Genomic DNA, 13,127 nt, shown 5'->3' with positions numbered 1-13,127 from the left:
ACTGTCAGGACCGTTGTTTGGTTGGTCTGCTGTTTCTCCGACGACGTCCCTGATGATCGCCGGGCAACCGCAACTGTCCCTCGAAGACACTCGTTGCAGGGCCTTCCATCATAACAGGGGTACCCTCCCCCTGCCATTCAATCACCAGCCGCCCACCACGCAGTTCCACTTCAACCCGAGGATCCAGCAGGCCCCGCAGACAACCGGCCACGACCGCCGCGCAGGCGCCGCTGCCACAGGCGAGCGTCTCACCGGAGCCTCGTTCGAACACCCGCAGCCGGGCGTGGGTGCGATCAATGATCTGGAGAAACCCGATGTTGGCGCGGGCCGGGAAACGGGGGTGATTCTCGAGCCTGGGACCGAGGGTCTCTACCGGGGCGGTGTCCACGTCGTCCACCAGCAGCACACCATGGGGGTTGCCCATGGATACCGCACTCAGCTCCACCGTGCTGCCATTCACATCGACGGTGTAGACCTCCTTGCGACGATCAGCGGCAAATGGGATGGCGGGAGGATTGAGCTCCGGAATCCCCATGTTGACCATGACCAGGCCATCCTTGCCAACCCGCAACTCGATCACCCCTTTGGCGGTCTGCACCCGGATGACCTTCTTGTTGGTCAGGCGTTGATCGCGAACAAACCGGGCAAAACAGCGGGCACCATTGCCACACTGCTCAACTTCGGACCCGTCGGCGTTGAAGATGCGGTAGCGAAAATCCACATCCGGCAGCCCCGGGGGTTCCACGACCAGCAACTGGTCAAAACCGATACCGAAATTGCGGTCCGCCAGCTCCCGGATCATCTCCGGGCGAAGGCGGAACGGCTGGCTGATGGCATCGACCACCATGAAGTCATTGCCAAGGCCGTGCATCTTGGTGAATCGCATGGTTGCAGCCTGGCCTCGTCGCTGTTGCCCCATATCCTGTGCTCCGCTCATTCCGGCAGACAACTCTCGGGCGCGAGCTGGTCGTCCAGGGTTTCACGACGACGCACCACATGCACCTGGTCGCCATCCACCATCAGCTCCGGCGGCCGGTTGCGGCTGTTGTAGTTGGAACTCATGACAAACCCGTAGGCGCCGGCGGACCGAACCGCCAGCAAATCACCGGCCTGCAGTCGAAGCAGGCGATCCTTGCCCAGGAAATCGCCGGTCTCGCACACCGGCCCCACCAGATCCCAGGATTTCTCCTCGCCCTGTTGATGCGGGGTAACGGGCACAATGGCCTGCCAGGCACTGTAGAGCGCCGGGCGGATCAGGTCGTTCATGGCGGCATCGATGATCGCAAAATTCCGGTGTTCAGTGCACTTCAGGAACTCGACGCGGGTAATCAGGATGCCGGCATTGGCCGCAATGGATCGCCCGGGTTCCATGATCAGTTCGAGCTCGCGGTCGCCCAGGCGCTCGGCCAGGGCCGTTACATAGTCCGACGGCTGGGGCGGCTGTTCCTGATTGTAGGTAACGCCGAGGCCGCCCCCCATGTCGAGGTGCCGGATGTGAATACCCTGCCCGGCAAGTTCGTCGATCAGCGCCAGCACCCGATCCAGGGCGTCCAGAAACGGCGACACCGACGTCAGTTGCGAACCGATGTGACAGTCAACGCCCTGAATATCGAGATGGGGCATAGCCGACGCCCGGGCGTAGACGGCAGGCGCCTCGGCAATATCAATGCCGAATTTGTTCTCTTTCAGGCCGGTCGAAATGTAGGGGTGGGTGCCGGCATCGACGTCCGGATTCACACGCAGGGAGACCGGCGCCCGCACGCCCAGCTCACCGGCGACGGCATTCAGGCGGTCGAGCTCGGTGTCAGACTCCACATTGAAACAGCGTACACCCACTTCCAGGGCACGCTTCATTTCCCACTCCTGCTTGCCAACACCGGAGAAGACCACCCTGCTGGCGTCACCTCCGGCGCGCAGCACTCGCTCCAGCTCACCGGCGGAGACAATGTCAAACCCCGCACCAAGGCGGGCAAGGACGTTCAGTACCGCAAGGTTGCTGTTGGCCTTGACCGCATAGCAGACCAGATGTGGCCGCCCCTTGAGGGCGTCATCGTAGGCGCGATAATGACGTTCCAGGGTCGCCCGGGAATAGACATAGGCCGGCGTTCCGAAACGCTCGGCAATGGCAGAGACAGGCACATCCTCGGCAAAGAGTTCGCCGTTGCGGTAGTTGAAGTGATCCATGAGCTTCCTGATTCGTTATACGGGGCCGGAGGGCGGCTCGTTATTCGCCAGCGTCCTCATCGTCGCGCACGTCCCGGCTTCCGGGCTCGGCCGTCACCGCGTCTGTGGCACGGGCAGATACGGCGGGATCCTCCCGGTACAGCGGCCCTTTCTGACCACAGCCAGTCACCGCCAACAACACCACCAGACCCGCCAGCCAGACCTTTCCCGCGCGCATTCCTGCTACCCCTGAGTTTACCATGGCGCAAGTATACCTGAGACCCGGCCCGCGCGGCGAGGACGCTAGCCGTTGCCCTGCAGGGCCTGGTTAAGGGCGCGCTCCAGAATCGACCGGTAATGGAGGTACTGACTGGTCTGGATATCCAGTTGATAGACCTGGGGATCCAGGTCATGGGGGAGATGCACGTCCGTCAGGTAGACCGGATAGTCCTCGCGATCCTGGCGCTGGGATCGGATGTAATGGGCCACCGCGGAAATCAGTTGATCCCCATATTCCTGGACGGTGAATTCCTGCTCGCCGCAGAACATGTCGAACCGGACCCGACTGCCGCCCTCCTGCACCCCCACAGCCTGGACCTCCAGGCCGGGGAGAGTCGATGTGGACTCGGTATCGGGACGGAGCTCGGTGCGCCAGTGGCCGTCCCGGTTCACGACTTCCTGGCACTGAACGCCCGCCAGCACCGTCGGGGCATCGCTGCGGCGAAGCATGCGGCGCTCCACCAAATTTTCGAGAAAGCGAAGCAGGGGCGCCAGCAGATAACGCCGGTTACCGACCGCCTGTTCCCAGGTTGAAAGCGACCCAAGCTCATCAACCACCCAGATCCGTGCCCGCTCACCCCGGATGCAGTAAAACACCTGGATGTTGTCCGGCTCGCACGCCTGGGACACGGCTCTGAGGGCGGGATCCTCCGGAATCGCATAGCGGTCGAACACCACGGGCAGGTACCTATCCTGAGGCAAGGCAAGGTGCTCCAGCAGGGCACCAAAGCTGTCGAGGGCGATGAACCCGGGTTCCCGACCGTTGAACTGGAGCATAAAATACCGCCGATCCACTTCAATCACATAACGCAAGGGATGCGGCCCCAGCCCGCCCGCAAAAAACTGGCGCAGAACATCGCTGAACAGCTCCTGGACACGCCGCGCGATGGCGGCTCCGTGCCCCCGGTTGTGGCCATGGACCTGGATACCGGGCACCTCGGACGGATCCACCGCCACCGACGCGAGCACGTTCTTCAAGCACTGGATCAGCGTGTCGCCGGCGGCGTAGTGCTGGAGACTCACCTCGTGCCAGCTGTTGAAGGTGATCTGATCAATCGTGACCACCAGATTCTCCCGCCCGCCGCTGAAGCCGAGCGAATCATGCCGTGCGCTGAGCTTGTGCAGGCCTTTTTCGGTCAGGTGGGCCTGGGGGTCGACGCCAACGTTCACCAGCAACAGATTGCGCACCGGGCGGACGCCTCGCGAAAGCGCCTCCCGGTCCGCCGGTTCGATCGGAAACGGAAGAAACCCGGCGAGGGCTTCGAGCATTTCCCGCAGTTCACTGACCGACGCCACGCTCTGGCCAGCCCGCACATTCAGCCGGGTTGACCGGGACAAGAGGCCGTTGCAGTAACACCACACCATCAGTTCGGTCAGGTTGCCCGACCGGCGGATGGCCGGCTGCCAGAAGGCGTCGGCCGGATCTTCAAGGTCCCGGTAAAGCAACCAGCCATTGCCGTCCCTCCCCTGCTCCGACTGGTGGTAGAAGGCCAGGTTTTCCTCCACCAGTGACGGCGCCAGGCCGGGGTTGATCTGCTCGATCTTGCCGGCTTTGCGCTGGAACGCCGCATAGAGTTTGCGGCCAAGGAGGTTGATGTCGCCGACGCTGATGGTCGCCCGGGTCCCGTGATCCCGGGCCATTTTTGAAAGCAGTCGATAGCTGTGAGTGAGTTCGGCCACGATGAGGCGGCGCAGCCGGGTGACATCCTCGGCACGCCACTGGTGACGGTTATCCAGTTCAGCGAGGGCTGGCTCCTGCCACTGCCACCGTTCCACCAGCTGGGTCAGCAGGCGCACCCGCCAACGCTCCGGCGCCGAGTCGGCCCGGGTCAACGGCAACCCCGCTTTCAGGTAGAGGCTGCGGCGGACAAGGTCCAGACGCCCTGACATCCCCGAATCCAGCAGCCAGGTTTCCAGCCGGTTGTAGAGCAGCAGATAGGGATCCAGGCCGTCGGCCTCGGTCTCGCCCCGGAACACGGCCTGTTTGAACACACTCGACAGCAGTGGCTGGCCCGCGGTCTGGGCGTAACACTCGATCAGCAACAGCTTGAGAATGGATTTCCAGGGCGCGTCGATACCCTTGTAGAGCTGCCACACGCCCGCCCCCAGGAATTCCTCCTCGGGAATGGCCGACACCGGCCCAAAATCAATGTATTCGTCGCCCCGAACAAAGCGGCAGCCCACCAGCTGTCGCATGCATTCGTCGTAGCGCGACTCACACTCCGCGGGGATCAGCCACCACATCGGATAGCGCCCCGCCAGGTGAATACTGGTCCGGTAGAACTCATCAAGAAGCAGGTAATGCTGGGCACTGCCGCAGTTCTCGCCGGTCACTTCGGCGCGCTGTCGGCCGGCCCGCCAGTCCTCCGCACAGAACACGAACACGTGAAGCTCCACGCCGAGCGACCCCGCCCATTCCGACAGTTTTTCCGCTTTACGCTCCAGGCATTGGATGCCCCGCTCCGGCAGGTCACTCCGGTGGCAGAGCCACAGGTCCAGGTCACTGGCCACGGAATGCCCCAGCGTGCCCGGACTCCCCATCAGGAACAGGGCGTCGAGGTCGGGCCTGCGTTTGCCTTCATTGCGGACACTGAAGGTTCGCGCCAGGCGGCGTGCCGCGTTCAGGGTTCGGGACGGGGGTTGGTAATGACTGAAGCCATACGGACAATCGGCGTCTGTGTAGCCCGGCAACGCCGGATGATTGGCGTGGAACACCAGCGGCAACACTTCCAGCACGATCTGCTGGCGGTAGGTCAGTGCGGAGCACGCCCGATCCCAGCGTTGCTGATTGACCGACAGGAACCGGTCCCGCAGACGGCGCAGGGTCTTGCGATCTATGCCCTCATCGAAATCCAGGGCAATCGGGGCAACATGGGCGGTCAAGGCAGCTCCGGGGAGAGGTTCTTTTCAGTCAGAGTATCAGTATGATGGACGCATCGTGGCAAAACCGGCAAAAAAATAAAAGCGGGGCCGGCTCGTTCCGGGCAACCTGCAGAATCGTACCGAAGAATACCGAGGCTCACCCGTTGTGAAAGAATTCGTCATCCGTCGTTACCGTTCCGATCAGCCCAGGGGATCCGAGCGCAGCGCACTGCTGCGAATCGATGACGACGGCAAAGTGTTGTACGCCGACCGTTACGCCGAATCCGTATTGGGCTACGACGCCAGCGAGCTTGAAGGTCATCCGGTCCACAGGATACTCGCCTCCCGCCAGGACGACCCCTTCGCCCCGGCGAATCGCCACCGGATCGAGCGGGGTCAGGATGCCCTTGTCACCTTTCGCCACAAGGAAGGTTTCTTTTACACCGCGTGTCTGAGTCTGCGCCTGACCATGCGGGATTCCGACAAGGCCGCCAATGCCAGCATCACCCAACGGGACAGCGGCAACATGGATCCACGCCTGCTGGCATCGGCCGAGGACAGTGCCGCGTTCGGGATCTGGGAGCTGGATACCCAGACCAACGAAATGACCTGGAGCGAGGGCGTTTTCCGGTTGCTGGAACTGCGCCCGGGCTGCGACATCACGCCCGAACAGGCGCTGTTTTACTGCCAGACCGGGCAGAACCGGGTGCGGGCAATGTTCCGGCGGTGTATTCGATCAGGCGCCCCGTTTTCCCTGGAACTGAATCTGCTCACCGCGCGCCAGAATATCCGCAAGGTCACGCTGAACGGACGCCCCCTGAAAAACGGCAAACGCATCCAGCGCCTGGGCGGGATCCTGGTGGATCATACCCCGACCATGCAACGCGATCAGTCCCGACAGCGGGCAGAAGAGATACTGAACGCCACCACACAGGCGACGCCGGACCTGGTCGCCGCCGTCGATCGCGAACTGAACCTGCTGCACTGCAACGAGTTGTTCCGTCACCAGTTCACCAACGTTTTTGGCGTGACGCCCAAACCCGGCGATAACCTGACACAACTGTTGCCGGACCACCCCAACGAGCGCCGGCTCATCGAACGGCTGTGGCAACGGGCGTTCGACCGCGACAGCTTTGTGGTGGAAATGCCGCTGGCGCAGCAGAACCGGGAGTTGCCGGTCTACGAATTCCATTACCAGCGGCTGACCAACGGTCAGGGCGAAACGATCGGCGCGGTGCATGTGGCCCGGGACATCAGCCAGCGGGTCAATCATTGCGCCAGCAGTGAATACCGCATCCGCCATGACCCGGTGACCGGACTGATGAACCGTCGCGCCTTTGTCGCCCGACTGCTGCGGACCCTGGAACAGAAAACCCATCGGGAATCCTGCGACAGCCTGCTGTACCTGGATCTCGACGAATTCGAGCGTTTCAACGAGGTAGCCGGCAGCGGTACCTGCGACCGCTACCTTCGGGAGCTGGCGGGCAATCTGGGCATACGCGTGCGCCAGCGGGATGCGCTTGCGCGCCTGTCTGGCGACACCTTTGCGCTGCTGATCGAGAACTGCCCCGAATCCAGGGCCAGAAAGATTGCCGAGGACATCCTGGAACTGATTCGCGAGTTCGTCTTCGAATGGCAAGGCCATTCCCTGAGGACGACCGCCTCGGGCGGCTTGCTGATGATGGACAGCGAGGTGCCCAGCGACCCGGAACAGTTGCTGAGCCAGGCCTCGGACCTCTGCCATACCGCCAAGACCTCTGGCCGCAACCGCATCCACACGGCCCGGGCGCTGGCCCTGCAGACCGACGAAGGCACCACGAACCGACAGGTGGAACTGATCCGGAAGGCCCTGGACAACCAGAAACTGATCCTCGCCTACCAGGCTCTCAAGCCGGTTGCCAGTGTGACCTGGGGCGATCATATCGAAATCCTGTGTCGCATCCCCGGCGACGGCGAGCATGAGGACGAACTTCGTCCCGACCAGTTCCTGCCGGTGGCCGAACGATTCGATCTTGCCAAACGCCTGGATCGACAGGTGATCCGCCAGACCCTGGCCTGGCTGGGTGACCATCGGCTGCTGGAACCCCGGCTGAAATACTGCGGTTTCAACCTGTCCCTGGCCAGTGTCCTGGATGACACGTTTGCGGATTTCCTGGAAGACCAGCTACGGGACTCGCCGTTCGCCCCGGATTGCTTCTGCCTGGAGATCCGCGAAAGCCATGCAACCCAGTACCCCGACGACGTGGCGGTGCTGTGCGATGCCCTGCACCGGGTGGGGTGCCGCGTGGCATTGGATGGTGCCGGTGCCTCGGTGGAGAGTTACAGCCTCGCGGCGAAGCTGCCGGTGGACATTATCAAGCTGGATCGGCGGATGATGCAGCACCTGGAGGACGATCCGGTGCAACAGGTCATGGTTGAGGCCTTGCACCGAATTGCCGAAGTGGCGGGCAAGCAGACTGTGGCCACCTTCATCGAAAACGACAACACCCTGAGCAAGGTCAGAACCCTGGGCATCCATTACGGTCAGGGCTTCAGGCTTTCACGCCCACAGCCGCTGGCCGAACTGACGCCGGCGGCAGTGGACCTGACCACCGGGCGCATCGGCGGCTGACCGAAGCGCCCGGAGGCCGATCATTTCGGCTCAGCCCATGCGTTTACGGGCCCGGCTGACGGCCGCCCGAACCTGATCCGGCGCAGTGCCACCCAGATGGTTACGGGCCTGCACCGAGCCTTCGAGGGTCAGGACGTCGAACACGTCCTCGGTGATTACGTCGGAGAACTGCTTCAGCTCGTCCAGGGTCATATCGGACAGGTCGCGCCCCTCGGCGACGCCGAAGGCCACCGACTTGCCAACGATCTCGTGAGCGTCGCGGAAGGCCACACCCTTCTTGACGAGGTAGTCCGCCAGGTCGGTGGCGGTTGAGAAACCACGCTTGGCCGCCACCCGCATGTTGTCGGCCTTGGCCCGGATAGCCGGGATCATGTCGGCGTAGGCCTTGAGGCAGCCCTTGATGGTATCAACGGTGTCGAACAAGGGCTCCTTGTCTTCCTGATTGTCCTTGTTGTAGGCCAGCGGCTGGCTTTTCATCAGGGTCAGCAGGCTGATCAGATGACCATTGACCCGGCCGGTCTTGCCTCGCACCAGTTCCGGCACGTCCGGGTTCTTCTTCTGGGGCATGATCGAGGATCCGGTGCAGAACCGGTCCGGCAGGTCGATAAAGTCGAACTGGGCAGAGGTCCACAGCACCAGCTCTTCGCTGAAGCGGGACAGGTGCGTCATCAGCAGGGCGGAAAAACTGCAGAATTCGATGGCGAAGTCCCGGTCGCTGACCGAATCCAGCGAATTTTCGGTCGGCCGGTCAAAGCCCAGCAGCTGCGCGGTCATGTCGCGGTCGATGGGATAGGTGGTACCGGCCAGCGCGGCAGCGCCAAGGGGCATGACGTTCACCCGCTTGCGGCAGTCCTGCAGACGCTCGGCGTCACGGACCAGCATCTCGTACCAGGCCAGCAGATGGTGGCCGAAGGTCACGGGCTGGGCCGTCTGCAGATGGGTAAAGCCCGGCATGATGGTATCTGCTTCCCGTTCGGCCAGATCCAGCAGACCGGATTGCAGGCGCGCCAGTTCCTCGGCGATCACATCAATCTCGTCGCGCAGGTACAGGCGGATATCGGTGGCCACCTGATCGTTGCGGCTGCGACCGGTGTGCAGCTTCTTGCCGGTGATGCCGATACGATCGGTCAGGCGGGCTTCGATGTTCATGTGAACGTCTTCCAGACTCACCGACCATTCAAAGGTGCCGGCCTCGATATCCGCTTTGACGCCTTTAAGGCCTTCGATGATCGTGTCGCGCTCTTCGTCGGTCAGCACGCCCACGGCGGCCAGCATGGTGGCATGAGCGATGGAACCGGTGATGTCGTGATGATAAAGGCGCTGGTCAAAACCCACGGAGGCGGTGAAACGCTCCACGAAGGCGTCGGTGGGTTCGCTGAAGCGTCCGCCCCAGGGTTTTTCGGAGGTTGTGGTCTGGTCAGACTTATTCTGATCCGTCATGGTCTATCTTTCCTGCTGACAGCCCGGCATCATCTGGCGGGAATTGGGTACATTGAACGTGGCGGGAGTATAGCATTCTGACCCGTGTAAAGGAGCCACCCCTGAACGGCGACAAAGGTGTAGCAGTCAACGAGTTCTTCGTTCCGGACCTGTGCCGGGTGCGGGCCGTATTCATGCTCCTGATCACCAGCGAACTGCTGGTTCTGGTGCTGGCGATCGTTCAGGCAAACGCAGGCTGGATCGACTGGAACTACTTTGGCCTGCTGTCACTGTTTGTTCAGTGGACCACGCTCACCAGTGCCGCCCTGATCTGCCTGCTCCGGCAACGGCTGGCAAGAATGTCGGTGGCCCGGGCCACGCTCAGCATCGTTGCCATCGTTCTGCTGGATGTGCTGGCCTTCAGTCTGTTCGCCGACAGCGTCCTGCATCCCCAGGCCGGGGTTGCGGTCTGGCAGGGCATTGCCAAGAAACTGCTGCTGGCCCTGCTGATCGCGTTAATGGTGCTGCGCTACTTCTACCTCCAGCACCAGTGGCAACAACAGCGCGAAGCCGAAATGCAGTCCCATCTGACCGCCCTGCAGGCGCGTATCCAGCCTCACTTCCTGTTCAACAGCATGAACACCATCGCCAGCCTGATTGCGGTCAACCCCGACCAGGCCGAAGAGGCGGTACTCGATCTCTCGGAACTCTTTCGCGCCAGCCTGCGCACCGTCGACCAGCTGATCCCTTTGTCCAGGGAGCTGGATCTGTGCCAGCGCTACCTGGCCATCGAGGCCCTGCGCCTGGGCGATCGCCTGACCCTTGACTGGCACATCGAACCCGGACTGGAACAACAGGCCATCCCACCCCTGACCCTGCAGCCACTGGTGGAGAATGCTATCTACCATGGCATCCAGCCCAGACCCGACGGCGGCACCGTGCGCGTGGAGGCACAGGCCCGGGGCGATTTTGTATACTTGCTGGTTCAGAATCCGAAACCGGATCACAACGACCGTCAGCACGAAGGCAACCGCATGGCCCTGGCAAACATCCAGTTGCGGCTGCAGGCCCTGTTTGGCGAGCCTGCAGTGCTCAAACACAGCCACCAGAACGACATCTACACGGTGACGCTGCGACTGCCGCGCCAGAGCGCCAACTCGCAAACCGCATCGACCACAAGGACCTGATCTCCGGACATGCCCAACAGCCCCTCATCCACCCGCAGCATCCTGATCGCCGACGATGAACCACTGGCGCGTGAACGTTTGCGTCGTCTGGTGGAAGCCCTCCCCGGCTACCGGGTCTGCGGCGAGGCGGCGGACGGCAACGCCGCCCTGAAGCAGATCGCGGACCTGGAACCGGACATCCTGCTGCTGGACATCCGCATGCCGGGCATGGACGGCATGGAGGCGGCGAGCCGGCTCGGGCAAATGGCTAACCCGCCGGCCCTGGTGTTCTGCACCGCCTACGATCACTACGCCATCCAGGCGTTCGACGTCCAGGCCACCGCGTACCTGCTCAAACCGGTACGCAAGGAGGCCCTGGCCGACGTCCTGGAGCGCGCCGGTCGGGTCAACCGGGTGCAGCTCCAGACCCTGACCGAACTGAGCACCGAGGACGATGAACACCTGGCGGTGAAGACCTATCGGGGCACCGAACTGATTGATCTGGCGGACATACTTTACTGCGAGGCCGACCAGAAGTACGTCACCCTGCACCACGCCAATGGCGAAACCATCTGCGACTACACCCTGAAGGAACTTGAGAGCACCTACCCGCGCCACCTGCTGCGCATTCACCGCCACACCCTCGTGGGCGTGCGCTTCGTGCAGGCCCTCAAACGCACGCCGGACGGCCAGAGCGTGGTGGTGCTCCGGGGCGAGCGGGGTGAACTCCCGGTGAGCCGGCGCCATGCCAGCGGCGTTCGCCAGTGGCTGCAGGAGCACCAACCCGGCTAGCACGGCCCCTCGGGTTATCCGGACGTTCCCAGCGGGACTTTTTTGCTGTCACAAGGTAACCTTGGCGGACATTTTCCGAACCGGCAGTGAGTGTCATGTCTAAACGTACCCTTCGCATCGCAACCCGCAGCAGTGCCCTGGCACTGTGGCAGGCCGAATTCATCAAGGCCGAGCTGGAACGCCTGAACGACAATGTCGAGGTCGAGCTGGTGAAGATCAAAACCCAGGGCGACAAGATCCTGGACGTCCCCCTGGCCAAGATTGGCGGCAAGGGTCTGTTTGTGAAGGAACTTGAAGAGGCCATGCTGGACGGTCGGGCCGATCTGGCCGTGCACTCCATGAAGGACGTCCCCATGACGTTTCCGGAAGGTCTGGGCCTCGTCGCCATCTGCGAACGCGAGGATCCTACCGACGCCTTTGTCAGCAACAACTACGACAATGTCGATGCGCTCCCGGACGGTGCCGTCGTGGGCACCGCCAGCCTGCGGCGCGAAGCCCAGCTGCGAGCCTATCGCCCGGACCTGCAGATCCGGGTCCTGCGGGGTAATGTGAACACCCGTCTGGCCAAGCTGGACGCCGGCGATTACGACGCCATCGTGCTGGCCAGCTCCGGCCTGAAACGCCTGGGCTTCCATGACCGGATTCGCTATTGCCTGCCGGACACCGTATCGCTGCCGGCCGTGGGCCAGGGCGCCCTCGGCATCGAGTGCCGGCTCGATGACAGCGAGTTGCGCGACATGCTCGCGGTGCTGAACCACAAGGACACCTGGGATCGGGTGAGCGCGGAGCGGGCCCTGAACCGTCGCCTCGAAGGCGGCTGCCAGGTGCCCATCGCAGCCTATGCCCTGCTTGAAGACGAGAACACGCTGTGGCTGCGCGGCCTGGTTGGTGCCGTCGACGGCACCCAGATCTTCCGGGTAGAGGGCCGGGCTCCGCGGGGTGAAGGCGAACGTCTTGGCCGGGAACTGGCCGAAGACCTGCTGGCACTGGGTGCCGACAAGGTGCTGGCTGAAATTTATGGCCACACCCCACGCTGAGCCCCTCCGTCTCGAAGGCCGACGGATCCTGATCTGCCGGCCGGAACCCGAGGCCTTCCGCCTGGCCGAGTGCTTTCGCGCGGCCGGCGCCGACGCCCGGGTGCTCCCCCTGATCGAACGGGAAGCTCTGCCGGAAACCCCGGAACGGCGTACGCTGATCCTCGATCTCGACCAGTTCACCCACATCATCACCGTCAGCCCCTACGCTGCCCGCCTGTTGCTGGACGAGCTGGACACCTGGTGGCCGCAGGTCCCGGCGGGTATCCGCTGGTACGCCGTCGGGGCCGGAACCGCAGCCGTTCTGGCCGGCCAGGGCCTGAGCATTCGCAAACCGGCCTCCGGCTGGACCAGCGAAGCCCTGCTGGCTCTGCCTTCGCTGGCTCAGGTCAACAACGAACGGGTACTGCTGGTGCGCGGCGAGAACGGGCGCGAACTGATTCGCGAAACCCTTGAGGCACGTGGTGCCCGGGTCTCGGTATTGTCCCTCTATCGGCGTATCACGCCCGCTTACACGCCCGAGCATATCAACCAGCTGCTGGGCGACTTTGCACCGGAAGCGATCGTCACTCTTTCGGGCGAAACCTTGAACAATCTCATCGCACTATGTGCGAATAGCAGCCATAATCTATACGATAGGTTATTGATTGTTCCCGCAGATCGGGTCGCCGAGCAGGCGCGCGTTGCGGGATTCGAGAATCCGTGCATACCAGGAAGCCTTGCCGATAACGACATCGTGGCCACCGTTGCAGCGCAACTGAACGGCCAGGACGGTGGCTCCGGAAAAGCCAAGTAAGGACG

At 62.9% G+C, this 13,127-nt stretch carries 10 protein-coding genes; 5 read left to right on the top strand and 5 right to left on the bottom strand.

Annotated elements, in window-relative coordinates:
* Nucleotides 1–4: 4 nt before the first annotated feature.
* The 4 genes from dapF to KXD86_RS13800 all read right to left on the bottom strand — a co-directional run bounded on the left by dapF (nt 5) and on the right by KXD86_RS13800 (nt 5,325).
* The gene (gene dapF / locus KXD86_RS13815) at nt 5–919 is read right to left on the bottom strand and encodes a diaminopimelate epimerase (RefSeq protein WP_218636840.1); all 915 of its coding nucleotides are present in this window, start codon (nt 917–919) and stop codon (nt 5–7) included.
* A gap of 14 nt (nt 920–933) precedes the next feature.
* Nucleotides 934–2,184 (bottom strand): diaminopimelate decarboxylase, encoded by a 1,251-nt coding sequence (gene lysA, locus KXD86_RS13810; protein WP_218636581.1) that lies wholly within the window; start codon nt 2,182–2,184, stop codon nt 934–936.
* 40 nt (nt 2,185–2,224) lie between these two features.
* Complete coding sequence (gene lptM / locus KXD86_RS13805) at nt 2,225–2,401, bottom strand: LPS translocon maturation chaperone LptM (RefSeq protein WP_218636580.1); 177 nt, start codon at nt 2,399–2,401, stop codon at nt 2,225–2,227.
* A gap of 65 nt (nt 2,402–2,466) precedes the next feature.
* On the bottom strand, nt 2,467–5,325 hold the full coding sequence (locus KXD86_RS13800; RefSeq protein WP_218636579.1) for a class I adenylate cyclase: 2,859 nt from the start codon (nt 5,323–5,325) through the stop codon (nt 2,467–2,469).
* 145 nt (nt 5,326–5,470) lie between these two features.
* Between KXD86_RS13800 and KXD86_RS13795 the strand changes: the two genes are divergently transcribed.
* A complete protein-coding gene (locus KXD86_RS13795) occupies nt 5,471–7,915 on the top strand; it encodes an EAL domain-containing protein (RefSeq protein WP_218636578.1) in 2,445 nt (814 codons plus the stop codon).
* A 30-nt stretch (nt 7,916–7,945) separates the two neighbouring features.
* Here the strand turns inward: KXD86_RS13795 and argH are convergent, their stop codons facing one another.
* The gene (gene argH, locus KXD86_RS13790; RefSeq protein ID WP_218636577.1) at nt 7,946–9,355 is read right to left on the bottom strand and encodes an argininosuccinate lyase; all 1,410 of its coding nucleotides are present in this window, start codon (nt 9,353–9,355) and stop codon (nt 7,946–7,948) included.
* A gap of 173 nt (nt 9,356–9,528) precedes the next feature.
* Between argH and KXD86_RS13785 the strand changes: the two genes are divergently transcribed.
* The 4 genes from KXD86_RS13785 to KXD86_RS13770 all read left to right on the top strand — a co-directional run bounded on the left by KXD86_RS13785 (nt 9,529) and on the right by KXD86_RS13770 (nt 13,122).
* Nucleotides 9,529–10,521 (top strand): sensor histidine kinase, encoded by a 993-nt coding sequence (locus KXD86_RS13785; RefSeq protein ID WP_218636576.1) that lies wholly within the window; start codon nt 9,529–9,531, stop codon nt 10,519–10,521.
* A gap of 9 nt (nt 10,522–10,530) precedes the next feature.
* Complete coding sequence (locus KXD86_RS13780) at nt 10,531–11,292, top strand: LytR/AlgR family response regulator transcription factor (RefSeq protein WP_218636575.1); 762 nt, start codon at nt 10,531–10,533, stop codon at nt 11,290–11,292.
* A gap of 95 nt (nt 11,293–11,387) precedes the next feature.
* Nucleotides 11,388–12,329 carry a hydroxymethylbilane synthase gene (gene hemC / locus KXD86_RS13775; protein ID WP_218636574.1) on the top strand — a complete coding sequence of 314 codons (942 nt, stop codon included), beginning with the start codon at nt 11,388–11,390 and terminating at the stop codon, nt 12,327–12,329.
* Nucleotides 12,310–13,122, top strand: a complete 813-nt coding sequence (locus KXD86_RS13770) for a uroporphyrinogen-III synthase (RefSeq protein WP_218636573.1) — start codon at nt 12,310–12,312, stop codon at nt 13,120–13,122. The genes hemC and KXD86_RS13770 overlap by 20 nt, the downstream gene beginning before the upstream one ends.
* Nucleotides 13,123–13,127: the final 5 nt, after the last annotated feature.

Source organism: Marinobacter arenosus, assembly GCF_019264345.1.
Taxonomy (GTDB): Bacteria; Pseudomonadota; Gammaproteobacteria; order Pseudomonadales; family Oleiphilaceae; genus Marinobacter; species Marinobacter arenosus.
The sequence above is the reverse complement of the archived record's forward strand: the minus strand, read 5'-3'. Positions and strand labels throughout refer to the sequence as shown.